This is a genomic window from Burkholderia sp. A9 (assembly GCF_000801975.1).
In genome coordinates, this window is record NZ_JSZN01000012.1 from 14,404 (window position 1) to 38,647 (window position 24,244).

19 protein-coding genes, 1 tRNA gene and 3 pseudogenes are annotated in these 24,244 nt (G+C 65.5%); 10 read left to right on the forward strand and 13 right to left on the reverse strand.

What is annotated here, in order from left to right:
* Window positions 1-7: 7 nt before the first annotated feature.
* The 4 genes from PI86_RS06520 to PI86_RS06535 all read left to right on the forward strand — a co-directional run bounded on the left by PI86_RS06520 (window position 8) and on the right by PI86_RS06535 (window position 4,938).
* Window positions 8-499: a MarR family winged helix-turn-helix transcriptional regulator gene (locus PI86_RS06520; RefSeq protein WP_014897211.1), complete on the forward strand. Its 492-nt coding sequence runs from the start codon at window positions 8-10 to the stop codon at window positions 497-499.
* A gap of 87 nt (window positions 500-586) precedes the next feature.
* Window positions 587-2,083: an efflux transporter outer membrane subunit gene (locus tag PI86_RS06525; RefSeq protein WP_039320078.1), complete on the forward strand. Its 1,497-nt coding sequence runs from the start codon at window positions 587-589 to the stop codon at window positions 2,081-2,083.
* Window positions 2,084-2,135: 52 nt separating this feature from the next.
* Window positions 2,136-3,350, forward strand: coding sequence for an HlyD family secretion protein (locus tag PI86_RS06530; protein ID WP_039320080.1), 1,215 nt, complete (start codon window positions 2,136-2,138; stop codon window positions 3,348-3,350).
* A 28-nt stretch (window positions 3,351-3,378) separates the two neighbouring features.
* Window positions 3,379-4,938, forward strand: coding sequence for a DHA2 family efflux MFS transporter permease subunit (locus PI86_RS06535; protein ID WP_039320083.1), 1,560 nt, complete (start codon window positions 3,379-3,381; stop codon window positions 4,936-4,938).
* 84 nt (window positions 4,939-5,022) lie between these two features.
* Here PI86_RS06535 and truB read toward each other — a convergent pair whose 3' ends face one another.
* The 9 genes and pseudogenes from truB to PI86_RS06580 all read right to left on the reverse strand — a co-directional run bounded on the left by truB (window position 5,023) and on the right by PI86_RS06580 (window position 17,096).
* Window positions 5,023-5,955, reverse strand: a complete 933-nt coding sequence (gene truB, locus PI86_RS06540) for a tRNA pseudouridine(55) synthase TruB (RefSeq protein ID WP_039320086.1) — start codon at window positions 5,953-5,955, stop codon at window positions 5,023-5,025.
* Between the two features lie 13 nt (window positions 5,956-5,968).
* Window positions 5,969-6,367, reverse strand: coding sequence for a 30S ribosome-binding factor RbfA (gene rbfA / locus PI86_RS06545; protein WP_039320088.1), 399 nt, complete (start codon window positions 6,365-6,367; stop codon window positions 5,969-5,971).
* A 112-nt stretch (window positions 6,368-6,479) separates the two neighbouring features.
* The gene (gene infB / locus PI86_RS06550) at window positions 6,480-9,401 is read right to left on the reverse strand and encodes a translation initiation factor IF-2 (protein WP_039320091.1); all 2,922 of its coding nucleotides are present in this window, start codon (window positions 9,399-9,401) and stop codon (window positions 6,480-6,482) included.
* A 91-nt stretch (window positions 9,402-9,492) separates the two neighbouring features.
* On the reverse strand, window positions 9,493-10,968 hold the full coding sequence (gene nusA / locus PI86_RS06555) for a transcription termination factor NusA (RefSeq protein WP_039320094.1): 1,476 nt from the start codon (window positions 10,966-10,968) through the stop codon (window positions 9,493-9,495).
* On the reverse strand, window positions 10,968-11,426 hold the full coding sequence (gene rimP, locus PI86_RS06560; RefSeq protein WP_014897219.1) for a ribosome maturation factor RimP: 459 nt from the start codon (window positions 11,424-11,426) through the stop codon (window positions 10,968-10,970). The genes nusA and rimP overlap by 1 nt, the downstream gene beginning before the upstream one ends.
* Before the next feature lie 425 nt (window positions 11,427-11,851).
* Entirely contained in the window at window positions 11,852-13,573 is a 1,722-nt protein-coding gene (rluB, locus tag PI86_RS06565; protein ID WP_039320097.1) for a 23S rRNA pseudouridine(2605) synthase RluB, read from the reverse strand.
* 60 nt (window positions 13,574-13,633) lie between these two features.
* Window positions 13,634-14,656: an SMC-Scp complex subunit ScpB gene (gene scpB, locus PI86_RS06570; protein WP_039320100.1), complete on the reverse strand. Its 1,023-nt coding sequence runs from the start codon at window positions 14,654-14,656 to the stop codon at window positions 13,634-13,636.
* A gap of 272 nt (window positions 14,657-14,928) precedes the next feature.
* A pseudogene (locus PI86_RS06575) lies at window positions 14,929-16,129 on the reverse strand (pyridoxal phosphate-dependent aminotransferase).
* A 64-nt stretch (window positions 16,130-16,193) separates the two neighbouring features.
* Window positions 16,194-17,096 carry a LysR family transcriptional regulator gene (locus PI86_RS06580; RefSeq protein ID WP_039320103.1) on the reverse strand — a complete coding sequence of 301 codons (903 nt, stop codon included), beginning with the start codon at window positions 17,094-17,096 and terminating at the stop codon, window positions 16,194-16,196.
* A gap of 430 nt (window positions 17,097-17,526) precedes the next feature.
* Between PI86_RS06580 and PI86_RS06585 the strand changes: the two are divergent.
* Both PI86_RS06585 and PI86_RS16190 read left to right on the forward strand, forming a co-directional pair.
* Window positions 17,527-17,922 (forward strand): annotated as a pseudogene (locus PI86_RS06585) (transposase); the annotation flags it as partial.
* A 201-nt stretch (window positions 17,923-18,123) separates the two neighbouring features.
* Entirely contained in the window at window positions 18,124-18,375 is a 252-nt protein-coding gene (locus tag PI86_RS16190) for a hypothetical protein (protein WP_082012160.1), read from the forward strand.
* Window positions 18,376-18,566: 191 nt separating this feature from the next.
* Here PI86_RS16190 and PI86_RS06595 read toward each other — a convergent pair whose 3' ends face one another.
* Window positions 18,567-18,884, reverse strand: a complete 318-nt coding sequence (locus PI86_RS06595; protein WP_039320107.1) for a hypothetical protein — start codon at window positions 18,882-18,884, stop codon at window positions 18,567-18,569.
* A 157-nt stretch (window positions 18,885-19,041) separates the two neighbouring features.
* On the opposite strand from PI86_RS06595, the gene PI86_RS06600 reads away from it, so the two are divergent.
* The 3 genes from PI86_RS06600 to PI86_RS06610 all read left to right on the forward strand — a co-directional run bounded on the left by PI86_RS06600 (window position 19,042) and on the right by PI86_RS06610 (window position 20,644).
* On the forward strand, window positions 19,042-19,758 hold the full coding sequence (locus tag PI86_RS06600; protein WP_039320109.1) for a YdcF family protein: 717 nt from the start codon (window positions 19,042-19,044) through the stop codon (window positions 19,756-19,758).
* Window positions 19,759-19,977: 219 nt separating this feature from the next.
* A complete protein-coding gene (locus PI86_RS06605; RefSeq protein ID WP_014897228.1) occupies window positions 19,978-20,250 on the forward strand; it encodes a hypothetical protein in 273 nt (90 codons plus the stop codon).
* 136 nt (window positions 20,251-20,386) lie between these two features.
* Entirely contained in the window at window positions 20,387-20,644 is a 258-nt protein-coding gene (locus PI86_RS06610; protein WP_014897229.1) for a hypothetical protein, read from the forward strand.
* A gap of 46 nt (window positions 20,645-20,690) precedes the next feature.
* Here the strand turns inward: PI86_RS06610 and PI86_RS16195 are convergent.
* From PI86_RS16195 to PI86_RS06620, 3 genes and pseudogenes are all read right to left on the reverse strand, one after another.
* Window positions 20,691-20,999, reverse strand: a pseudogene (locus PI86_RS16195) (putative quinol monooxygenase); the annotation flags it as partial.
* Window positions 21,000-21,520: 521 nt separating this feature from the next.
* Window positions 21,521-22,729, reverse strand: a complete 1,209-nt coding sequence (gene bamC / locus PI86_RS06615; RefSeq protein WP_014897230.1) for an outer membrane protein assembly factor BamC — start codon at window positions 22,727-22,729, stop codon at window positions 21,521-21,523.
* A gap of 140 nt (window positions 22,730-22,869) precedes the next feature.
* A tRNA-Pro gene (locus PI86_RS06620) sits at window positions 22,870-22,946 on the reverse strand.
* Between the two features lie 414 nt (window positions 22,947-23,360).
* Between PI86_RS06620 and PI86_RS06625 the strand changes: the two genes are divergently transcribed.
* Entirely contained in the window at window positions 23,361-24,176 is an 816-nt protein-coding gene (locus tag PI86_RS06625; protein ID WP_235362699.1) for a tyrosine-protein phosphatase, read from the forward strand.
* Window positions 24,177-24,244: the final 68 nt, after the last annotated feature.

Below are 24,244 nucleotides of genomic sequence, written 5' to 3' on the forward strand. Positions count from 1 at the left end.
GGGTTTTATGTCGGATTCTCCTTCCCAACCGCCCGTTTCGCCGCTGTCCTCGTATCAGATGAACGACAGCGTCGGCTATCTGATGTCGCGCGTGAAATCGGTGATGACCAACCTCGTCACGCAGCGCACGCAGGAAGAGCTCGGCATCACGGGCACACAGGCGAGCATGCTGTTCATGATCGCGGTCGGCAAATGCTCGACGGCCGCCGAGCTCGCGCGGGAATACGGGATCGACGCGAGCGCGGTCACACGCCTGCTCGATCGCGTCGAGAAACGCGGCCTGTTGTCCCGCGTGCGCAGCATCGAGGATCGGCGGGTCGTGCGCCTCGAGCTGACCGACGAAGGCCGTGCGCTTGCCGAGCGTCTGCCGCCGGTGTTCCGCAGCGTGCTCGACGAGCTGCTGGACGGCTTTACGCCGGAGGAAGTCGGGTTCCTGAAGAGCATGCTGCGCCGCATTCTCAGCAACTACTGCGAGACCGCCGGCGGCAGCATCACGTAATAGTTGCCATAACAATTACTTTTGACAGATTAATGTAAGGAAATCCTTGCAGTGTCCATCATTCATTCCGAGTCAGGGAACAGCGCGATGAAAGCCTCCCCGTTGTCCGTGCGCGCCGGGTCGTGCCGCGCCGCCGTCGCCGCCGCGGTTGCCGCGCTGGCGTTGGCGGGCTGCGCAAACTACATCGGCATCAAGAGCGACAAGCAGATCGCTCCCGCATCGCAATTCGAAACGGCCCAGAGCCTGCCGGCCCAGGGCGGCCAGTGGCCGGCGCTCGACTGGGCGAGCCAGTTCGGCGATCCACAGCTGCCGAAGCTGATCGACGAGGCGCTCCAGGGCAACCCGTCGATCGCACAGGCGCAGGCGCGCATCGCGAAGGCGTCGTCGTACATCGAATCGTCGCGCTCGAACCTGATGCCGAAGGCCGAGGCCAGCTACTCGTGGACACGCGAGCTGTATTCGGCGAATGCGCTGTTTCCGCCCCCGTACGGCGGCCAGTGGTACAGCGAGAACAACGCGCTCGCCAGCGCATCATGGGATCTCGATCTGTGGGGCAAGAACCGCGAGCGCCTGCACATGGCCGTGTCGCAGGAAAAGGCCGCCGAAGCCGACATGCAGCAGGCGCGCATCACCCTCGCAGCGTCGGTGGCCCGCACCTACAACTCGCTCGCGCAACTCTATGCGCTGCGCGACATCGCGCAACGTGAAATCACCAACCGCCAGACGGTCGGCAAGATCACCGACGGCCGCGTGTCGGCCGGCCTCGACACCAATGTCGAGCGGCAGACCGCGCGCGGCAATATCGCCACGACCCAGGCGTCGCTGTCGGACCTCGACGGCCAGATCACGACGGTGCGCTACCAGCTCGCCGCGCTGCTCGGCAAGGGGCCTGACCGCGGGCTGCAGATCGCCGCGCCCGTGATGAACCCGAACGGCGAAGTCGCACTGCCGGGCAACCTGCCGGCCGACCTCGTGTCGCGCCGCCCCGACATCGTCGCCGCGCGCTGGCAGGTCGAGGCCGCGATGCACGACGTGAAGGAAGCGAAGGCCGAGTTCTTCCCGGACGTGAACCTCGCGGCCAGCTTCGGCTTCGACGCATTCGGCTGGGGCAAATTCCTGAACTTCGCGAGCCGCCAGGCGCAGTTCGGCCCCGCCATCCACCTGCCGATCTTCGACGCCGGCGCGTTGCGCGCGCAGCTCAAGGGCCGCTATGCGGACTTCGACCTGTCGGTCGCGAACTACAACCAGACGCTGATCAGCGCGCTGAACGACGTCGCGACGCAGGTCGCGTCGATCCGCGCGGTCGATCGCCAGATGGACGACGCACAGCGCGCGCTCGACGCATCGACGCGTGCGTACGACCTCGCCGTGATCCGCTACAAGGCCGGCCTGTCGCCGCAGCTCCAGGTGCTGACCGCGGACAGCAACCGCCTCGCATCGGAACAGACGGTGACCAACCTGAAGATGCGCCGGCGCGACATGCAGCTTGCGCTGATCAAGGCGCTCGGCGGCGGGTTCGACGCGACCGGCACGCGGCTCGCCGCGCCCGAAGCGGACAAGCAGACAAAACAGGCCGCCAACTGATCCGGCGCCACCACTACGCAGATACTCGAAATAACGGACGGAGAAAATCGCCATGAGCGACCCTCAACAAAGCGCCGCCAGCGCACAACAGAGCAACGGGAAGCGCAAACGGATGATGACGCTGCTGATCGCGGTCATCGTCATTGCGGCCATCGCGTACGGTCTGTACTACTTCCTCGTCGCGCGCTTCCATGAAGAGACCGACGACGCATACGTGAACGGCAACGTCGTGCAGATCACGCCGCAGGTCACCGGTACGGTGATCGCCGTGAAGGCGGACGATACGCAGACGGTCAAGGCCGGCGATCCGCTGGTCGTACTCGACCCGGCCGATTCGCAGGTCGCGCTGCAAGAGGCCGAAGCCAACCTCGCGCAGACGGTGCGCCAGGTCCGCGGCCTGTTCGTCAACGACGACCAGTATCGTGCGCAGGTCGCGCTGCGCCAGTCCGACCTGTCGAAGGCGCAGGACGATCTGCGCCGCCGGATGGCCGTCGCGCAGACGGGCGCCGTGTCGCAGGAAGAAATCTCCCATGCGCGCGACGCCGTGCGCGCCGCGCAGGCATCGGTCGACGCTGCGCAGCAGCAGCTCGCATCGAACCGCGCGCTGACCACGAACACGACGATCGCATCGCACCCGAACGTCATGGCCGCGGCAGCGAAGGTTCGCGACGCGTACCTCGCGAATGCGCGTAACGTGCTGCCCGCGCCGGTCACGGGCTATGTCGCGAAGCGCTCGGTGCAGGTCGGCCAGCGCGTGTCGCCGGGCAACCCGCTGATGTCGGTCGTGCCGCTGAACGCGGTGTGGGTCGACGCGAACTTCAAGGAAGTCCAGCTCAAGCACATGCGCATCGGCCAGCCGGTCGAGCTGACGGCCGACATCTACGGCTCGTCGGCCGTCTACCACGGCAAGGTCGTCGGCTTCTCGGCCGGCACCGGCTCGGCGTTCTCGCTGCTGCCGGCGCAGAACGCGACCGGCAACTGGATCAAGGTCGTGCAGCGCCTGCCGGTGCGTATCGAGATCGACCCGAAGGAACTCGAGAAGCACCCGCTGCGCATCGGCCTGTCGATGCAGGTCGACGTCGACATCAAGGACGAACGCGGCGACCAGCTCGCCAATGCGCAGAACACCGTCTACGAGACCAACGTGTTCGCGAAGTACGGCGATGAAGCCGACGCCGAAATCGCTCGCATCGTCGCCGAGAACGCGGGCGGCAACGCGCCGGCACCGGCCGCGGCGAAGTCGAACAGCGCCGCCAAGATGATGTAACGGCTCCGACTCCGGAAAAACTACCGACATGGCACAGGCTCCTGTCTCCCACCCGCCGCTGCAGGGCGGGCAACTCGTGCTCGGGACGATCGCAGTATCGCTCGCGGTGTTCATGAACGTGCTCGACACGTCCATCGCGAACGTCGCGATCCCGACCATCTCGGGCGACCTTGGCGTGTCGTCCGACCAGGGTACGTGGGTCATCACGTCGTTCGCGGTGGCGAATGCGATCTCCGTGCCGCTCACGGGCTGGCTGACCGACCGCTTCGGACAGGTGCGCCTGTTCCTCGCGTCGATCATCCTGTTCGTCATCTCGTCATGGATGTGCGGGCTGGCGCCGAGCCTGCCATTCCTGCTCGCGTCGCGCGTGCTCCAGGGCGCGGTCGCGGGGCCGATGATTCCGCTGTCGCAATCGCTGCTGCTGTCGAGCTACCCGCGCGCAAAGGCGCCGATGGCGCTCGCCCTGTGGTCGATGACGACGCTGATCGCACCGGTCGCAGGCCCGATCCTCGGCGGCTGGATCTCGGACAACTATTCGTGGCCGTGGATCTTCTACGTGAACATCCCGGTCGGCATCGGCGCCGCGCTTGCCACGTGGTCGATCTATCGCACGCGCGAATCGACGGTGCGCCGCGCGCCGATCGATGGCGTCGGCCTCGCGCTGCTCGTGCTGTGGGTCGGCTCCCTGCAGATCATGCTCGACAAAGGCAAGGATCTCGACTGGTTCTCGTCGACCACGATCATCGCGCTCGCGCTGATCGCGGTCATCTCGTTCGCGTTCTTCGTGATCTGGGAGCTGACGGCAGAACATCCGGTCGTCGACCTGTCGCTGTTCCGCAGGCGCAACTTCACGGGCGGCACGATCGCGCTCGCGGTCGGCTACGGGCTCTACTTCGGCAATCTGGTGCTGCTGCCGCTGTGGCTGCAGACCCAGATCGGCTATACGGCAACCGACGCCGGCCTCGTGATGGCCCCGGTCGGGCTGTTCGCGATCCTGCTGTCGCCGCTGACCGGCAAGTTCCTGCCGCGCACGGACCCGCGCTATATCGCGACCGCCGCGTTCCTGACGTTCGCGCTGTGCTTCTGGATGCGCTCGCGCTATACGACCGGCGTCGACCAATGGTCGCTGACGCTGCCGACGCTCGTGCAAGGCATCGCGATGGCGGGCTTCTTCATCCCGCTCGTGTCGATCACGCTGTCCGGCCTGCCCGGCCACCGCATTCCCGCAGCATCGGGCCTGTCGAACTTCGTGCGGATCATGTGCGGCGGCATCGGCACGTCGATCTTCCAGACCGCGTGGGATCACCGGAACAACTTCCACCACGCGCAACTGGTCGAGCAGGCCAACCCGTACAACCCGACGTTCAACCAGGCCGTCACGCAGATGGGCAACCTCGGGCTGACGCCGGATCAGGCGCACGGCCTCGTCAACAACATGGCCACGCAGCAGGCTGCGCAACTCGGCGTGAACGACCTGTTCTATATATCGGCAGCGATCTTCGTGCTGCTGATCGGACTGATCTGGATCACGAAGCCCGAACGGGCCGGCGGCGGCGATGCCGGTGCGGCGGCGTCGGCTGCGCACTGAGCGCCACGCTCTGACGCGCGCGCAAAACAAAAAGCCCGGTCGACCCGGGCTTTTTTCAATCCGACGGCGCGTGCGCGCCGCGAATCATGCAGCCGTCACCACGAGGCGTTCGGGTGCGAGCACGCCATTGGCCTTGCGAGCCACGCCGAGCAACCGCGCCGCGTCGTACACGCGCACGCGCTCACCCTCCGTCGCGTCGATCGGGTCGAGCGCCGACAGCGGCAGGCGCTGACCGTGCAGAAACCGCTTCGCGCTGGCTTCGTCGAGACGAACGAGCGGAAACGTCGACAGCAACGCGTCGACCGGCTGAAGCCACGCATCGCGCGCGGCTTCGTCGGCGTCGGACAGCGCATCGAGCGTCACCGCATGCTCGAGCGTCAGCGCACCGACGCCCGTGCGACGCAGCATCGTCAGGTGTGCGCCGCAACCGAGCGCTTCGCCGATGTCTTCCGCCAGCGTGCGCACATACGTGCCCTTGCTGCACGTCACGCGAAACGTCACGTCCGGCAGTTCGCAGGCAAGCAGGTCGAGCGCATGGATCGTCACGTTGCGCCCTTCCCGTTCGACGGTCTGGCCCGCACGCGCGTATTCGTACAGCGGCTTGCCGTCACGCTTGAGCGCCGAATACATCGGCGGCACCTGCACGATCTCGCCGGTAAAGCGCGCGAGCGCCGCTTCCACCGCCGGCCGGTCGCATTCGACGGCGCGCGTGTCGAGCACGTCGCCTTCCGCGTCGCCGGTGGTCGTGCGCACGCCGAGACGCATCGTCGCTTCGTAGGTCTTGTCCGCGTCGAGCAAATCCTGCGAAAACTTCGTCGCCTCGCCGAAGCACAGTGGCAACAGACCGGAGGCCAGCGGATCGAGCGTGCCGGTATGGCCGGCTTTCTTCGCGAGCAGCAGACGCTTCGCGCGAATCAGGGCGTCGTTGCTCGACAGGCCGACCGGCTTGTCGAGCAGGAGGACACCGTCCAGCGCGCGCCGCGGCACGCGTGGACGCTGGGATGCTGCAGTCGTCATATGCGGTGCGAGCTCAGTCGTCCTTCACCGGCGCGTCGGCTTCGTCGTCGTCCTTCGCGCGCGTCGAGTTGGCTTCCTTGATCAGGCGCGACATTTCCACGGCCTTCTCGATCGTCTGGTCGTAATGGAAATGCAGCGTCGGCACCGTATGGATGTGCAGGCGCTTGAACAGCAGGTTGTGCAGGTGGCCCGACGCATGGTTCAGCGCCTCCTGCGTCTTGGCCGGATCGCCGGTAAGCGCGGTGAAGTACACCTTCGCATGCGCGTAGTCCGGCGTGAGTTCCACGCTCTGGATGGTCACGATGCCGATGCGCGGGTCCTTGACCTCGCGCATGATGAGTTCGGACAGATCGCGCTGAATCTGGTCAGCAATCTGAACGTTGCGATTGGGGGAAGTACGTTTCCTGGACATGATCGATCCGTGATCCCGTTATCAGGATAAAGCGGCGCGCCGTTGGCACGCCACCATGAAAATGGGCGGGACAGGCCCAAGCCTGCCCCGCCCATGAGCCGATACGCGACGATTACAACGTACGCGCGACTTCGGTCACTTCGAAGACTTCGAACTGGTCGCCTTCGATGATGTCGTTGAAGTTCTTCACCGACATACCGCACTCGAAGCCTTGCTTGACTTCCTTCACGTCGTCCTTGAAACGCTTCAGCGATTCGAGTTCGCCCGTGAAGATCACGACGTTGTTGCGCAGCACGCGAACCGACGACGAGCGCTTGACGATACCGTCGGTGACCATACAGCCGGCAACCGTACCGACCTTCGGCACCTTGAACACCTGGCGCACCTCGACCATGCCGGTCACGACTTCGCGCTTCTCCGGCGCCAGCATGCCCGACATCGCGGCCTTCACCTCATCCACTGCGTCGTAGATGATGTTGTAGTAGCGGATGTCGATACCGTTCGCTTCGGCCAGCTTGCGCGCCTGTGCATCCGCACGCGTGTTGAAGCCGATGATGACCGCCTTCGATGCCGTTGCCAGGTTGACGTCGTTTTCGCTGATGCCGCCCACCGCGCTGTGCACGATCTGCACGCGCACTTCGTCGGTCGACAGCTTGAGCAGCGATTGCACGAGTGCTTCCTGCGAGCCCTGCACGTCCGCCTTGATGATGAGCGGCAGGTTCTGCACTTCGCCTTCACCCATCTGCTCGAGCATGCTTTCCAGCTTCGCAGCCTGCTGCTTCGCAAGCTTGACGTCGCGGAACTTGCCCTGGCGGAACAACGCGATTTCACGCGCCTTGCGCTCGTCCGGCAGCACGATCACTTCCTCGCCTGCACCCGGCACTTCCGACAGACCCTGGATTTCGACCGGGATCGACGGGCCAGCTTCCTTCGTCGGCTTGCCGTTCTCGTCGAGCATCGCACGCACGCGGCCATAAGCCGTGCCTGCGAGCACGATGTCGCCGCGGTTCAGCGTACCGGACTGCACCAGGATCGTCGCGACCGGGCCCTTGCCCTTGTCGAGCTTCGCTTCGATCACAATACCCTTGGCCGGCGCCTCGACCGGTGCCTTCAGCTCCAGCACTTCGGCCTGCAGCAGCACGTTCTCGAGCAGGTCGTCGATACCGACGCCCGTCTTCGCCGACACCGGCACGAACGGCGAATCGCCACCGTATTCTTCCGGCACGACACCTTCCGCGACCAGTTCCTGCTTGACACGGTCCGGGTTCGCTTCCGGCTTGTCGATCTTGTTGATCGCAACGACGATCGGCACGCCACCTGCCTTCGCGTGGGCGATGGCTTCCTTCGTCTGCGGCATCACGCCGTCGTCGGCCGCTACCACCAGCACCACGATGTCGGTCGCCTTCGCGCCGCGTGCACGCATTGCCGTGAACGCTTCGTGACCCGGCGTATCGAGGAACGTGATGACGCCGCGCGGCGTGTCGACGTGATAAGCGCCGATGTGCTGCGTAATGCCGCCCGCTTCGCCCGCTGCAACCTTCGCGCGGCGGATGTGGTCGAGCAGCGAGGTCTTGCCGTGGTCAACGTGACCCATCACCGTGACGACCGGCGGACGCGGCAGTTGCTCCGCATCGGTACCAGTCTCGCCTTCGACCAGCAGTGCTTCCGGATCGTCCAGCTTCGCCGCAACCGCGCGGTGGCCCAGTTCCTCGACGACGATCATCGCCGTTTCCTGGTCCAGCACCTGGTTGATCGTGACCATCTGGCCCATCTTCATCATCACCTTGATGACTTCCGAGGCCTTGATCGACATCTTGTGCGCGAGATCGGCGACCGAAACGGTTTCCGGCACGTGCACTTCACGCACGATCGGCTCGGTCGGCGCCTGGAACGACGATGCGCTGTCCTGGTGACGGCCGCGCCCCTTCGGGCCGCCGCGCCAGCCGCGGTCGACACCGCCGCTCGAATCGCCGCGCGTCTTGATGCCGCGGCGCTTGGCCGCGTCGTCCTGCCAGCCGCCCTTGCCGCCGCCCGGCTTCTTGTTGCGGTCGCCCGCGCCTGCCGGTGCCTGCGTCGTCGCCGGCGCTGCGCCGGCCGGCTTCTTCACGGCCGGACGTGCCTGCGCGCCTGCGCCCGCCGGCTTTGCCGGCTTGTGCAGCGTGCCCTTCGCTTCGGCCGGCTTCGGCGGCTCGACCGGCTTCGGCGGCTCGACTGCCTTGACCACGGCCTTGCGCGGCGTGTTCATCATTTCGCGGATCGCGCGCGCTTCGGCTTCTGCCGCCGCGCGACGCTTGCTGATCTCTTCCTGCTCGGCGCGCGCCTTGTCGGCAGCCTCGCGGGCTGCGTCCTCGGCCTTCTTCGCCGCTTCGCGCTGTGCCGCACGTTCGGCGGCCGCGCGTGCTTCATCCTGCGCGGACTGCGCACCTGCTGCTTCCTGCTTGGCCTCGGCGGCCTGCTGCGCAGCAGCCTGCTGTGCCGCTGCAGCTTCGGCCGCGGCACGCTTCGCCGCCGCTTCTTCCTCGGCACGGCGGCGCTCAGCCTCGGCCGCTTCCTCGCGGGCACGGCGCTCGGCTTCCTCGCGCTCGAGGCGCTCCTGGCGCTCGCGCAGTTCCTGCGCCTGCTGCTCAAGCAGCTCTGCCTCGCGGCGCGCCTCTTCCTCGCGACGCTTCAGTTCTGCATCGTCGTCCGCTTCGGCGACCTGCGCCTGACCCTGTTCCGCACCCTCGGCCACGTCGTCGCGCTTGACGAACGTGCGCTTCTTGCGGACCTCGACCTGAATGGTGCGAGCCTTGCCCGTCGCGTCAGACTGCTTGATCTCCGACGTATGCTTGCGGGTCAGCGTGATCTTGCGCTTGTCGCCGTCGGTTGCGCCATGCGACTTGCGCAAATGATCGAGCAGACGCGCCTTGTCCGCCTCGGACAGCGCATCGTCTTCACTCGCTTTCTGGACGCCCGCTGCCTGCAGCTGCTCGAGCAGCACACCAGCAGGCATTTTCAGTTCCGCGGCAAATTGGGCTACGTTGTTACTCGCCATTCATTCCTCTTAGTGCAAGGACAGATTCCTTGCGGTTAGCATCGGGTCAGGCCATACGGCCGCCATCAAATCAGTGCGCCATGGTCATTTCTCACTGGAACCAATGTTCACGTGCTTTCATGATCAACGCCTTAGCGGCATCCTCTTCCATCCCGGTCATGTCGACCAGTTCATCCACAGCCAGCTCGGCGACATCGTCGCGCGTCTGCATACCGTGTTCAGCCAGCTTCGCGAGCAACTCCGGCGTGACGCCGTCGAGGCCCTTCAGATCCAGCGCTGCGTTCTCGACCTTTTCTTCGTTCGCGATCGCCATCGTCAGCAGTGCGTCGCGTGCGCGGTTGCGCAGCTCGTGCACGGTGTCCTCGTCGAACGCCTCGATTTCGAGCATTTCGTTGAGCGGCACGTAGGCGATCTCTTCGAGGCTCGTGAAGCCTTCGTCGATCAGGATGTCGGCAACTTCTTCGTCGACGTCGAGACGCGCCATGAACAGCGCACGCAGTCGGTCGCGCTCTTCACCCTGCTTCAGGGCGGATTCGTCCGGCGTCATGATGTTGATCTGCCAGCCGGTCAGTTCGCCGGCAAGGCGAACGTTCTGACCGCTGCGGCCGATCGCGACAGCCAGCTCGTTCTCGTCGACGACCACGTCCATCGAGTGCTTTTCTTCATCGACGACGATCGACTGGACGGCTGCCGGCGCGAGCGCGCCGATCACGAACTGGGCGGGATCCTCGGACCATAGCACGATGTCGATGTTTTCGCCACCGAGCTCGTTGCGCACGGCCTGCACGCGGGAGCCGCGAATGCCGACGCAGGTGCCGATCGGATCGATCCGCTTGTCGTAGGCGATCACGCCGATCTTCGCGCGCACGCCCGGATCGCGAGCGGCTGCCTTGATTTCGAGCAGGCCCTGCTCGATTTCCGGCACTTCCATCTCGAACAGCTTCATCAGGAACTCGGGCGCCGTGCGCGAGAGTTCGATCTGCGGGCCGCGCGCCGTGCGGTCGACCTTCGCGATGTACGCACGCACGCGGTCGCCCACGCGCAGGTTTTCCTTCGGGATCAGCTGGTCGCGGCGCAGCAGCGCTTCGACACGGCCCGATTCGACGATGAAGTTGCCCTTGTCGAGGCGCTTCACCGTCCCCGTCATGATCTTTTCGCCGCGTTCGAGGTAGTCGTTCAGGATCTGCTCGCGCTCGGCATCGCGCACCTTCTGCAGGATCACCTGCTTCGCGGCCTGCGCGCCGATGCGGCCGAACTCGATCGACGGCACCGGCTCCTCGATGAATTCGCCGACTTCGACGTCGGGCTTTTGTTCACGTGCTTCAAACAGCAGGATCTCGCGATCCGGCTCCTGCAAGCCTGCCTCGTCGGGCACGACGAGCCAGCGACGGAAGGTTTCGTGCTCGCCGCTTTCGCGATCGATATGGACGCGGATTTCGGCGCCTTCGTCGAACAGCTTCTTGGAAGCGGACGCGAGCGCAGCCTCGAGGGCGCCCAGCACCACATCCTTGTCGACGTTTTTCTCGCGCGCCAGCGCATCCACCAGCATCAACACTTCGCGACTCATTATTTGCGGCTCCTAAAGTCAACTTGCGGAATCAGGCGGGCTTTGTCGATATCGGCCAGCGTGAAATCCAGCATGGCCGCCTCGCCCTTCTTCCTCTCAAATTCCAAACCGATCGTTTCGCCATTCGGCGCGTGCAGAATGCCCCGGTACGTCTTGCGCCCGTCCAGCGGCTTTTTCAAGGTCACGGAAACTTCGCTGCCGGCGAAGCGCTCGAAGTCGGCCAGTTTCTTCAACGGGCGGTCGAGCCCCGGGGACGAGACTTCGAGCCGTTCGTAATCGATGTTTTCGACCGTCAAGACGTGCTGGAGCTGACGCGTGACCTTTTCGCAATCTTCGAGCGAGATGCCGGCAGGCTGATCGATATAGATGCAAAGCATGCCGCGCCCGGTGCGCTCGAGATCCACCAGCTCGTAGCCGAGCCCGGTGACCGTGGTTTCTATCAGTTCCGTCAGTTGCACAGTGTCCTCTCAGGTGTTCGCGCCCGCCGCTCGCGATTCACCCGCGGGCGCGCGCCTTAGCCGGCGCAGGAAGCGCTACCCGAGATGCCTAACCGTTTCAGCAAAAAAAAATGGGCGGAACGCCCATCTTCTTACTGGTGGTCGCACCTGAGCCGCACATTGAATCCGTACGCCCAGCGACTCCGCGATTATAGCGATTTTTGGCGCAAACGCCAAGCCAGCCGGTAAAAGCGGCGTCCAGCCCGCCTTTATCGACCAAAAATGCGAAACCGGACTGTCCGACCAGGCGAAACAATCCGGCAGCGCAACATATATACAGTCAAAAGCAAACCACGCAACGCGAGGTGCCGCCCTCATCGGGCCGATGCAGGTCTCGCCGGCACACCGGCGGCCTCACGCCGCCGTATGCCGTATGCCGGAAGCGCTCAGCGACCGCGCGAGCGGTTGCGCTGCGGACGCTGGCCGCCGCGTGCGCCGCCACCGCCACCGCTACCGCCGTTGCCGGCGCCTTCGGCGCGATTGCCGTTCGGATTGCGGTTGCCGCCCTTGCCGCCACCACGCTTGCCGCCCGCGCCTTCACGCTTCGGACCCGCACCGTACGACGCGCGATTGCCGTCGACATCGCGACCGCCACCCGAGCGGTTGCCATAGCCCGACGGCGAAACCGGCAGGCTGCCGTAGCCGCTCAAGCCCGGCAGGCCCGGACCGCCACGACGGCCGCCGCGACGCGGCTGGTCGAGCTGACCATGCGTCGTCAGCACCGGCTCGCGGCTGATGAAGCCCATCGACGTCTCCATCGGATCGGGCTGACGGCGCTCGGCCTGGCCGCCACCACTGCGCTTGCCCTTCTCTTCGGACGGCGCCTTCAGGCCGACGGTCGCCATCAGCTTGCGCACCTGCGCCTCGTCGAGCTCTTCCCAGCGGCCGCGCTTCAGGCCGCGCGGCAGCGGGATCGGGCCGTGACGCGTACGGATCAGGCGGCTGACCATCAAGCCGGCCGCCTCGAACATCCGGCGCACTTCGCGGTTGCGGCCTTCAGCCAGCGCAACGTGATACCAGTGGTTCGTGCCTTCGCCGCCGCCGTCGCGGATACGCAGAAAGTTTGCCGGACCGTCGTCGAGCTCGACGCCATGCAGCAGCTTCTGCCGCATGCCTTCGGACAACTCGCCGACGACGCGCACCGCATACTCGCGCTCGACGCTGTAGCGTGGATGCATGAAGCGGTTCGCGAGATCGCCCGACGTCGTCAGCATCAGCAGACCTTCGGTATTGAAGTCGAGGCGGCCGACCGCGAGCCATTTCGCCGTCTTCATCGGCGGCAGGCGGTCGAACACCGACGGACGACCTTCCGGGTCCGCATGGCTGACGATCTCGCCCGTCGGCTTGTGGTACAGCAGCACGCGCGGCGGCTTGTTCGGCAGCTTGCGCTTGACCGGCTTGCCGTTGATCCGGACCTGGTCGGTCGGCATGATGCGCTGGCCGATGTGCGCGGGCTCGCCGTTCACCGACACGCGGCCGGCGACGATCAGCTCTTCCATCTCGCGGCGCGAGCCCATGCCCGCTTCCGCGAGCACCTTATGGAGCTTCGGCGCGTCGTCGTCCGGCGACAGCACGCGCTTGTTCGTCGGCTGGCTGCGACCGCGACGCAGCATCGGCGCACGTACGCCGCTGCCGCCCGCCGAATTGTCCGCGTCGAAGGCCGGCGACGTCACATAGGCGAACAGATCGTCCTGCGACGCGTCGCTGTCGGCCTTCGCTGCGCCACCCTCGGCTTTCGCGGCACCGCCGCGCCGGCCTTGACCGCCTTGTGCGCCCTGCGCACCCTTGGCTGCGCCTTCGCGCTTGCCGGCCGGCTTGCGACCGCCCTTGGGCGCGCCTTCCTTGCGCGGTGCGCGCGCGGGGCGCTGCGCTTCCGCGGCTTCGGCCGGCTGCGCTTCCGCGCCTTCGTCGCCTTGCGGCTCGCCGTCGGCGCCCTTCGACTTGGCCGCCGCACGACGGCGCGCGATCAGGCTGCGCGGGCCGCGCCGCAGGCCGCGGCGGGGACGCTCGTCACCACCCGCGGCAGGAGCGTCCTGCTCCGGCGTATCGTCGGCACGCGCGGCCTGCACGGCAGGCGCGGACGATTCAATATCGTGGATATCTGTCAAAACAACCTCAAAATGTCAGGTCCCGCGCCCGGCGCGGGCGCGGCAAGAAGTCGGCCGCGATCAGGCGCGGCGCTGTTCGGGTTCTGCTTCGTCGTCCGGCAGCGCGTCGGCGCCGATGGGCGCACTGGCGCTTCGTACGGCGTCGGCAAGACTGTCCGACGTATCGTCCAGCATCTCGCCGTCCGCGGGACGGGAGCGGGTGGCGTCGGCCTGGCCAGCCTCGCCCGGCATGTCGCCGGCCGCTTCCGCTCCGCCTCCGGCAGCCGCGTCGGCGGCCGGCTTGCGATCTTCCTCGTTCCATTGCACGCGCAGCGGCTCGGGCTGCACGCCGGTCGGCACCGCTTCGGCACCGCCCTGTTCCGATTGCCCGCGATCAGCTTCGAGCGTATCGCGGTTCGGCATTTCCTGCGTCGACGCGACGTCCGTCGCGGCGTCGCCCGGCAATTCGTCCGGTTGCACGTGCGACTCATCGGCCGCCGCTGCACCGGCTTCCAGCAACGCGCCTGCAGCCGGCGCAGCGCCGTCGAAGTCCATCGCCTGCTGCGCGAGCAGCGCAGCCTCGATGTTCGCGGCGGGCTCCTCGAGCGCCGGCAAGTCGTCGAGCGCCTTCAGACCGAGATCGTCGAGGAACTGCTTGGTCGTCGCGTACAAGGCCGGACGCCCCGGCACGTCGCGATGCCCGATCACTTCGATCCAGCCGCGATCCTCGAGCTGCTTGACCACCTGCGTATTGACCGTGACGCCGCGAATCTCTTCGATGTCGCCGCGCGTGACGGGTTGCCGATACGCAATGATCGCGAGCGTTTCGAGCACCGCACGCGAATATTTCGGCGGCTTCTCGGGATGCAGGCGATCCAGAAAGTGGCGCATCGCCGGCTTGCTCTGAAAGCGCCATCCGGTTGCCAGCGCCACCAGTTCGACGCCGCGGCCGGACCAATCCTGTTTCAGATCTTCGAGCAACGTGCGGACCGTGTCAGCCGACACGCCGTCGGCAAAGAGCTTGCGCAAATCGCCGAGCTTCAGCGGTTCCTGCGCGCAGATCAAAGCAGTCTCGAGGACGATCTTCGCCTCTTGGGTATTCATGCAGCTAGGCCAGACCCTGTGGTCAAACGAACCGGATCAACAAACAGACGAAAGGAACGGAAGACGCGCTCGCCCGATTCTGATCGGTCATATTGATGGGAGCACGAACCGGGGGCGGCGAACCAACTTCAAGCCAGGCCCAAACCGGACGGAACAGCACGGCTCAACGACGGAACCGCGTGACTGAGCGCCATCTTACGCAAAATTGCCCGGTGCGTAAAGATGAGCCGAACGGCCCGCCGACCACGGGCCGCGTCCGCTCCGCCCCCGCTTCAGCGCCGGGCCGCGCCGCGCGCAAGGAAGTCGCGCAAACGCTCGACGCCCGCATCGAGCCGCGCCGGATCGCACGCGTAGCACCACCGCACGAACCCCTCTCCCTCCGGGCCGAACGCGCGCCCGGGCGCGAGTCCGAGCCCCACCTCGCGCACCAGCGCCTTGCAGAACGCGAGACTGTCGTCCGCGCCCGGCAAGCGCAGAAACAGGTACATCGCGCCCGGCGGCGACTGCACCTCGACGTCCGGCAACGTTCGCAGCGCGGCGACCAGATGGTCGCGCGCGTCACGCAGCGCCGCGACGAACGATCGCACGAACGGTTCGCCGTCGCTCAGTGCGACTGCGCCGGCGGCCTGGATGAAACCCGGCGCGCACGACGTGTTGTACTCGACCAGCTTCGACAGATCGCCCATGACCGACGCGGGTGCAACCAGCCACCCGAGCCGCCAGCCCGTCATCGCCCATGCCTTCGAGAACGAATTGACGACGACCACCCGCTCGTCGCGCGACGCAATATCGAGGAACGACGGCGCGCCGGCCGCATCGAACGCGAGCCGTTCGTACACCTCGTCGGCCACCAGCCAGATTCCGTGCCGGCGGCAATGCGCGAGCACGGCCTGCCGGTCGTCACGGGACATCGTCCAGCCGGTCGGATTGTTCGGCGAGTTGACGAACAGCATCCGTGTGCCGGGGGTCAGTGCCGCGAGCAGCCGGTCGACGTCGAGCCGCCAGCCCGCATCGCCATAGCCCAGCGGCACGCACTCGACCTGCGCACCGAGGATCTTCGGAATTTCGACGAGATTCGGCCAGAGCGGCGTAACCGCGACGACGCGATCTCCCGGGCCGACCAGCATCTGGGCGGCCAGCATCAGTGCGCTCACGCCGGAACTCGTCACGGCGATCGCATCGGCGGCCGTCGCGCCGTGCCGCGCGCTCACGTAAGCCGCAATCGCATCACGCAGCGGCGCTATGCCGAGATTGGGCGTATAGAAGGTTGCCATCGCGCAGCGCAGCGGCTGCGGCGTCACGAATGAACGCCGGCGTCACCCGGTCGGATTCGCCGAACCAGAACGGCAGCACGTCGCGCACGCCGATGCCGGCGTTCGCCACTTCCCTGATCAGCGACGGACGCAGCGCGTGGACCGCACTGCGCGCCGCCGGCTCGCCCGTTACCGGGCCGGCATCTACGAAATGCACCATCGAGAACCACCGCCGAGGAACACGATCCGCGTAGTGTACCGGCACGCGCGCCAGATCAGTCCCCTCAGTCGAGATCCTCGGCCCGCGCCGGCATCTGGCGCACGAGTTCCCAGATCGCTTGCGCCGCGGGCGACAGCGACCGGTCGCGACGCCGTACGAGCTCGACGGTGCGCTCGGTACGCGGCGTCAGCGGCCGCGCGACCAGCGTCGAGCCGGCGGGCAGCGGCAGCGACAGCCACGGCTGCACGCTCACGCCGACGCCGGCCTCGACGAGCCCGAACACCGTCGCCGAATGGCCGAGTTCCTGCATGACCGTCGCGCTCACCTGATGGGCGGCCAGCGCGGCGTCGATCAGCGGCCGGCTTCCGGACGCATGGTCGAGCAGCACGAGCCGCTCGCCGTCGAGTGCCGTCCACGGCACCTCGGCCCGCGCCGCGAGCGGATGATCGGCGCGCGCGACGAGGCAGAACGAATCGGTCATCAGCGGCTCGCACACGAGATCGGCCACGGCGAGCGGCCCGATCACGACGCCGAAATCGACTTCGCTCGACTTCACCTTGCGCAGCACGTCGCTCTGCACGTCGTCGCGCAGGCCGAGCGTGACGAACGGGAACTGGCGCTCGCACGACGCGACGACGCGCGGCATCAGCCGGCACGCGATCGTCGGGCTCGCCGCGACGATCACGCGCCCCCGGCGCTGCTCACCGATCTCGCGAATCTCGCGCAGCGTGTCGTCCAGATCGTCGATCAGGCGCGACACGCTCGCGATCAGGTTCCCGCCGACGTCGGTCAGTTGCACGTCGCGCGTCGTCCGGTCGATCAGCTTCAGCCCGAGCTCGGCCTCGAGCTCACGCACGCAGCGGCTGACCGCGGACTGCGTGAGCCCGATCTCGTCGCCCGCGCGACTGAAGCTCCTGAGCCGCGCAACCTCGATGAACACGCGAAGCTGGCGCAGCGTAACGTTCATCCCCTCACCTCATCAATCGTCGTTATCGATGCGCGATTTTAATGCGCGAATCCGGCTTCGATGTGCGAATCCGGCATGGGCCGCACATGTTTCGCTGCGGTGCAATATTCGCGCAAACGCACGTGGCACGGGCGAATTGCACAAGATTGGTGATTGTCCTGATTTGCTGCCGGGTTATTTTGGCGTCTTATACGCCCCTAGCTGACTTAGCCGTTAGCTCGCTGCCAAGCGGCTCTCGAGGGAATCGCCCCCGACATGGCACGCTTCGTGCATAACCTGACGCACAGGGCGCAGGTTTCGCGGGACGGAAGGCAGAAACGCCGCTGCCGGCCAACCGGACGCCCCCACCCGGCACTCGATATCCGAGTGCTTGAAGAGTGCGCGGCGCAGGGCAGCGCACCGGAGTTAGCTTCGCTGAGGTGAGGACATGATGCTGTTCGACGATTTGAGAGATAACGAGTGGGCGCTGGTCGAGGGTCTGTTTTGCTCGGAACCCGCACGGAGCGAACGGCGCGGCCGTCCCCGCGTGGAGGCCCGTTCGGTGGTAAACGCCGTGCTGTGGGTACTGTCGACCGGTGAAGGCTGGTCGAAGCTGCCGGGCCGCTATCCGTCGCCGCCGACCTGCCGTCGCCGCTTCGACGAATGGCAAGCAGACGGCACGCTGGCCGAGATCGTCAAGCGACTCGGCACGAGCGGCCGCCAGATCTCGCTGCGCGGGCGCATCGGGGCGAGCGCGACGAAGCCGCCCGCACCGCCGAGCCGCGACCGGCTGCGCGGCGCCTTCTGGACCAATCCGGAATCCTGGCGCGCCCCTGTCAAGATGGCGTAACGGATGCCAGATCGGGCGGCCTCGGCCGCCCGGTTGCTTTCAGCACCACGTACTTTGCGCGACATCCGTGTTGCCGTCGATTACCGTTGTCGCGCCGCGATACATCTATTTACCATTATTTACAGCAAGCCTGCACTCCCGCGCTTACCTTAGCGTCATATCAACAGGCCGCGCCGACGGCTTGAAGGGAGCCCCGCCATGAAATCAATGTCACTGCTCGTCGCATGCGGCATTGTCATTTCGCTGGCGCTGACCGGCCCCGCTCACGCTGACGATCGCGCGAAGCCACCCCACCGCCAGCAGGAGCACCGAAATACCCTTCGCCAGCAACAACCCGCGGCATCGCCCAACCGACAGACCGTGCCGCGCGGCGACCTGCGCGGCGACATCGCAAGCAACGCGCGCGCACGGATCGGCTCGCAACCGTCCGACATGCCACATCATCCGTAGCCCGGCAATCTGCAGGATTTGATCAAAGAAAATTCCCAAATTCGGGAACTGCCCGGCATACGGCGAGTCACATCGTTGCCATGAGCACAGCGTGGCAACAGCAAAAGTATCCGGTACGCCCGTATCCTCGCGATACGGGCTTTTTTTTGGCGCCGGCGGCGGGCGGCGCGCGAAGACAGGACGGGCCGCCGCTACAGGCGGCTTTCGAGGATCGCCACGGCGCTTGCGTCGCTCAGGACGTAGTCGTCTATGCGGCGATCGGTCCAGGAAAGCAATTTCTCGTCGCGCTCGAGGCGCGCACATTCGGCTCGACCATTATCGGTCAGCACGGCAATGTCGACCGGCGCATGGAAACCCGGTGCGGGTGCAACGGTCTTCTGCCTGACCGTGTCCATCAGCCCAAGCGACCGGAGATACTCGAACACGCCCGGGCGGCGCGCCCACGGTACCTGGCGGTACTGCACTCGTCTCAATGCGTCGAGCACCGCTTCGTTGGAATACGTGGCCATCTCGATTCTTTCTTAAAGTGCAGCGACAATGCGAAGCGGCGCGCCGGGCGGGGTCTCCGCCCGCCGATACCGCCACCGATTCTGGAGGCCGACGTTCGGCGTCGCGTCAAGGCTGGATCGTCAGCCATCCATAAAAAGACACCATACCCCAATCAAATTGATTCTGTTCGATTCATTTGTACTTCTCTTCATCTGTTTCCTGCTCTGCCGCAAGCGGCGCCGACTCGTCGCGATCGTTGCCGCGGCGCTGTTCTGGCTACTCGCAACAGGCTGGCTCGCCGCACCGCTCATCGCATGGAGCGAGGCAGGCGTCACCCCGGTCGAGCACCCCGACATGCACGGGCGGACCACGCTGATCATCATCGGCGCCGGCACGCGGCGCGCCGATACCGGCCTACGGCCGCCACCCGACGGGGACGCGCGCATCCTCAAGATCGCGGCGCTCTATCGCACGTGCCGGCAGCAGGCCACCCGCTGCACCGTGGTGATGTCCGGCGGCGACCCGCAACATCACGGCGAGACCGAAGCGGCCGTCTACGGGCGCCGGTTGCTCGCGGAAGGCGTCGATTCCGGCGACCTCGTTCTCGAACCGAACAGCCGCACGACCTACGAAAACGCGAAATTCACTGCATCTATACTACGCTCACAACATGACGACTCGCGCATTCTCGTGACGTCGTCGTATCAGATGCGCCGCGCATTGCTCGATTTCCGCCGCTTCGATATCGATCCACAGCCCGTCTACGCGAATCGCCGGCGCGCGCAAACGGGCTGGCTGCCCCGCTGGCATAACCTCGTGAATGCCGATCAGGCGCTGCACGAACTGGTCGGTATCGCACAATTTCACGTGTACCGACTGCTTGGATGGTTTTGACGGCGCTGCAAAACGGCAGCGGAATGTCGACACCTCGCGGGATGGCATGCGCATGACGGAACGCGCGAAGTGTTGCGCGACTTCAACGGGGCCTTGCGCCCCGCCTCGATCCGGTGCACATTGATCCGTCACTTTTGTTACACTCGACACGCACTCGATTGCAGTCGCCAGACAAAACGGCAACACTCGGGTTCATCACCACTTAGCGGAGGTAAAGCAATGAAGAAGACGTCCCTGGCTATCCTGGTTGCGATGTCGGCGCTGACTGGCGCAGCGTATGCGCAAGAGAGCACGCAGATCCAGACCATCACCGACCCGGCCAAGATCGCCGAGATCGAGCAGCGCGCACAGGCGCTGCAACAGCAGCAAGCAGCCGAGGCTGCACAGCCGGCGGCGCAGGAAGAGCACCATCACGTCAAGAAGGCTGCTCACCACAAGGCAGCGAAGAAGGCTGGCAAGAAGGCCGCTCCGGCAGACGCTGCCAGCCAGTAAGTTCGGCGGCACCGCACAAGCGAAAAGCCGAATCCGGGCATCCGGGTTCGGCTTTTTTGGTTGCGGCGCCCGCGCGCTGTGCTAAAGTCGCGCACCGAAATTTTCCACCCGTGCGCACCCCGGTGCGGAGGACAGCATGAGCAACATTCAACTCGACATCGAGTGGACCGAAGCAGCCACTCGCAAGATCAAGCAACTGATGCCGCGCGGCTCGGACGATGCGTACCTCGCGCTGCCGCCGATCGAGTGCCTGCCGATGGAGGGCGATGTGCTTTTCCTCGGCCCGCAAGGCAAGCAGCAACCGTTCATCGTCGCCGAACGCCAGTATCACCATGAAGGCGATGCCGACTGGACGATCATCCTGATTCTCGACGTACCCGACACGTCACACTGACGCGCCACTGCGGCCGGATACGCGTCCGGCCGCCCCACCCTGCCCGGACGAGCGTCGACAGCACGCGCATTTTGGATCGATCGATCCAGTCCGCGGCCGCTTCGCTGCAAGCCCAAGCAAGAATATGCGCGCAACGCGTGTGCGCAGCCAACACCGCGTCGCTCTCCCAGCGTTCAACGAATACGAACCGCATCGGCTCCTTCAGGTCACGGCGCAAGTCGCACCGCAGCGCGCCGGCGTCGTTGCAGGCGGGCTCGACGATTCCTTCAAGCGCGCCGCGCAACGACTCCTCGTCGCCCGGTTTCGCCACGATGAGCGCGACGACTGCGATTCCCGCCCTTCCCGACGCCGCCATTTGGAACAATTCGAGAGTACGTGAATCCCGTACCGGCCGTGTCGGCGCGCCATCGAAAGGCGACCGCACAAAAAAAATTGCCCGCGCTTCAGAGAAGCGCGGGCGAAACCGTCGCCCTACGAGGATAGGCGACGGGGCCATCGGGATCCGCGCGCCGCGCGGATCGTCATCGGTTGTGCCGGCGTTCGCTGCGCCGGCTTCTGAAGACGTCGACACCGTTGGTCGGGCGCTCGCGACGCCCGCCCGGTATCTGACATCCTCCTCCCTGTCCTAACGATTCAAACTTATAAAGCAGTTTGCGTGCCAAGTGCGATTACACGGACACCCAATTGATTTATAAGGATATTTTTCCAGATCATGACGATGTAACACCTGCTCAGCTGCCGTAACGCGCGAATGTTACGTAACGTCACGAGGAGGGACAGAACGTCCCGCACGCGCCGTCGCCGACGCCGACGCGCGCGACCATAAAAAAACCCGCCGGAAGGCGGGCTTTTTCAGGGATCGGGATCGTGCCGCAATCAGCGCAGCTGATTCACGAGCAGCCCCATGATCTGCCGGGCCGGCGACGACGTATCGATCGCACCCGAATCGTCGATGACCGCCACGCGCGTCTGGTCGGGCGTCAGCGCCTTCACGTTGACGCGATACTGCTTCGCCTGCTTTTCCTTCTTGCCGTGGAACAGCTGGCTCCAGAAACCCTGCTCGGCCGCGGTCAGATCCTTCGGATCGACATAACGCACGAAATACAGCCCCTTCGTGCGATCACGATCGTCGACCGTGAAGTTCGCGCGATCGAGCGCGAGGCCGACATGCAGCCACGACCGATCGTACGGCTCGCCGAGCGTCACTTCGGACGGCACCGCGCCCGAGTCGACGTCGTTTCCTTGCGACGAGGTACGCGCGACGTTCTGCGCGGCGATCGCCGCGGCAGCGGCCTTCGATGCGTCCGTATCCGCCTTCTTCTCCTGCGGCGCCGCGTTGTCCTTGATGTTCGCGATCGGCGGCTCGCCGTTCTTCGCGCGCTGCTCGTTCTGCGCGAGCACCGCCATCAAGCGCTTGAGGTATTCCGTCTCGAGCGCCGGATCGTTCGGCTTCGATTCCCACTTGCTCGAATCGTTGCTCGCGCCCGTGAGCGCCTCGCGCATGCCCTTCTGGCTGATGAACACGTAGGTGCCGCCATCCGGCGCCGAATCGAGGCGCGTCCGGTATTTGTTACGTTCGGCCGTCACGTACGAATTGCCCATCGCCTTCGAAATCACGCTACGGATCAGGCCGTCGTTGATTTGCGGATGGGTCTCGTTCCAGTCGGTTTCCATCACGCCCTTGTCGCGCTGGTCGACGACGAGCAGGAAGCCTTGCTCCTGCCAGAAACGGCGGACCTGCGGCCAGATGTCGGCGGGCTTCCTGCCGTCGATCACGAGCCAGCTCTCGGTACCGTCGCGCTGGATATGCATGCCGGTCACGGCCGGGGCGACGGTGTCCGTCGAGGGCGCCGTGTGCTGGACCTGTTGGAGCGCGGACAGGGAAGTCGCGCCACCCTGCGGCGGCAGCGAACGCTGATCGGCCGTCTCGTCGAGCATGTTGGGCGGCACTGCGAGCGACGCTTCCTTCGATTTCGAATCGCTCTTGTAGTCCACTTTCGTGGGCGACGACGTACCGCAACCGGCGACGAGCGCGCCGGTGGCGAGCACTGCAGCGAACCGCATGGTAAGACGAAGATCAGTCATGTTCGGGGAATCCTCTTCCGCTAAATCACGGCGCTTTCCGTGGATCAACCTTGCATTTTACCGGGGCCGCGCCGCGATGTGCAAAAAAGCGACGGGCAAGAAAAAACCCGCGTCAGCCTGAACTGACGCGGGTTCTTGTCTGGTCGGGGCGAGAGGATTTGAACCTCCGACCACCTGCACCCCATGCAGGTACGCTACCAGGCTGCGCTACGCCCCGAAAGAAAAAAATTATAACAGACAGTTCGCCGATTTAGAACGGGTCGCATGCATTTTGTGACTATTCCTGTGAAATTTTTCGGCCGGCCGGCCGTGCAACCCGACCCGTATGCCCCCGCGGCGCTAGCACCGTGCATGCCCCCGCCTAATCGAAAAGGACGATGGCCGTTTCGCCACGGATCGTTACCGTGCGGTTGCCCTGCGCGAGATCGATCCGCAGGCGCGGCGCCCGACTGCATGCCGATCGAGACGGCACGTCCCCGCTCTGCCCGCCGCACCGGCATGCCGGCGGCGGTCTCGGTCGCGATTGCGGTCAGGACTTCCTGTAACGGTCTCCGACAAAGGCCAGTGAATGAACCAGAAAAACGAAATTTCCCGCCGACATTTTCTCCGGCTGGGTGCAGGCACGATAGGCATGGCGCTGGGCAGCGCGTCGTTGCTGTCCGCGTGCGGCGGCGACTCGATCTCGGTCGCAACGGTCACGACACCCAGGCTCGGTTCGGCAGCCAACTTTCGCGATACGGCAGGACCGGACGGAACGGGCTACGCGACGGCAAGCGGCGCAGCGATGAAAAAAGGCGTGATCTACCGCTCGCCCGCGCTCGCGTTGTCCGCTGCCGACCTCGCAACCGTCAATACGCTCGGTATCACGCAGGTTTGCGATCTGCGTACGACCTCTGAAATCCAGACGCAGCCGGATGTGACATTGAACGGCGCCACGTGGCAGAACCTCAACGTGCTCGGCGTCGCCAATCTCGGGCCGCTTCCGACCACCGGCGCCACCGCGACGGCATTCATGCAAAGCATGTACCGCGCGTTCGTCACGTCGGAAACGGCGCGGACGAGCTACCACGCACTATTCGCGGGCTTTGCCGCGTCCGGCGGCAACCTGGTGTTCCACTGCACGGCCGGCAAGGATCGCACCGGTTGGGCGACGGCCATTCTGCACACGATCCTGGGCGTGCCCCAGCAGACGATTCTCGCCGACTACCTGCTGACCAACGTCTATAGCGCGTCCGAAATCGCCGCGTCCGTTGCGCACGCGCAGAAGGCCGGCGGACAGGATGCGGCCGACATGATGGCCGCGCTGCAGGGGGCGCAAGCCGCCTACTTGCAGACAGCACTCGATCAGGTCACCACGTCGTACGGATCGATGGCGTCGTACATCAGCAATGGCCTGCAGCTCGACCAGGCAACGCTGAATTCGATCCGGCAGCGCATGTTGGTCTGAACGGCCCGGCGAGCGGCGATGGCGCTATCGCGGCCCCGCCGCGGTCGCCCCGGATCGGCGACGATGTC

Excerpts from the sequence above, each read along its gene's own strand:
- PI86_RS06520 (WP_014897211.1), top strand. The coding sequence starts at position 8 with ATGTCGGATTCTCCTTCCCAACCGCCCGTTTCGCCGCTGTCCTCGTAT.
- PI86_RS06525 (WP_039320078.1), top strand. The coding sequence starts at position 587 with ATGAAAGCCTCCCCGTTGTCCGTGCGCGCCGGGTCGTGCCGCGCCGCC.
- PI86_RS06530 (WP_039320080.1), top strand. The coding sequence starts at position 2,136 with ATGAGCGACCCTCAACAAAGCGCCGCCAGCGCACAACAGAGCAACGGG.
- PI86_RS06535 (WP_039320083.1), top strand. The coding sequence starts at position 3,379 with ATGGCACAGGCTCCTGTCTCCCACCCGCCGCTGCAGGGCGGGCAACTC.
- truB (WP_039320086.1), bottom strand. The coding sequence starts at position 5,955 with ATGACGACTGCAGCATCCCAGCGTCCACGCGTGCCGCGGCGCGCGCTG.
- rbfA (WP_039320088.1), bottom strand. The coding sequence starts at position 6,367 with ATGTCCAGGAAACGTACTTCCCCCAATCGCAACGTTCAGATTGCTGAC.
- infB (WP_039320091.1), bottom strand. The coding sequence starts at position 9,401 with ATGGCGAGTAACAACGTAGCCCAATTTGCCGCGGAACTGAAAATGCCT.
- nusA (WP_039320094.1), bottom strand. The coding sequence starts at position 10,968 with ATGAGTCGCGAAGTGTTGATGCTGGTGGATGCGCTGGCGCGCGAGAAA.
- scpB (WP_039320100.1), bottom strand. The coding sequence starts at position 14,656 with ATGAATACCCAAGAGGCGAAGATCGTCCTCGAGACTGCTTTGATCTGC.
- PI86_RS06580 (WP_039320103.1), bottom strand. The coding sequence starts at position 17,096 with ATGAACGTTACGCTGCGCCAGCTTCGCGTGTTCATCGAGGTTGCGCGG.
- PI86_RS16190 (WP_082012160.1), top strand. The coding sequence starts at position 18,124 with ATGAAATCAATGTCACTGCTCGTCGCATGCGGCATTGTCATTTCGCTG.
- PI86_RS06595 (WP_039320107.1), bottom strand. The coding sequence starts at position 18,884 with ATGGCCACGTATTCCAACGAAGCGGTGCTCGACGCATTGAGACGAGTG.
- PI86_RS06605 (WP_014897228.1), top strand. The coding sequence starts at position 19,978 with ATGAAGAAGACGTCCCTGGCTATCCTGGTTGCGATGTCGGCGCTGACT.
- PI86_RS06610 (WP_014897229.1), top strand. The coding sequence starts at position 20,387 with ATGAGCAACATTCAACTCGACATCGAGTGGACCGAAGCAGCCACTCGC.
- bamC (WP_014897230.1), bottom strand. The coding sequence starts at position 22,729 with ATGACTGATCTTCGTCTTACCATGCGGTTCGCTGCAGTGCTCGCCACC.
- PI86_RS06625 (WP_235362699.1), top strand. The coding sequence starts at position 23,361 with ATGGCGCTGGGCAGCGCGTCGTTGCTGTCCGCGTGCGGCGGCGACTCG.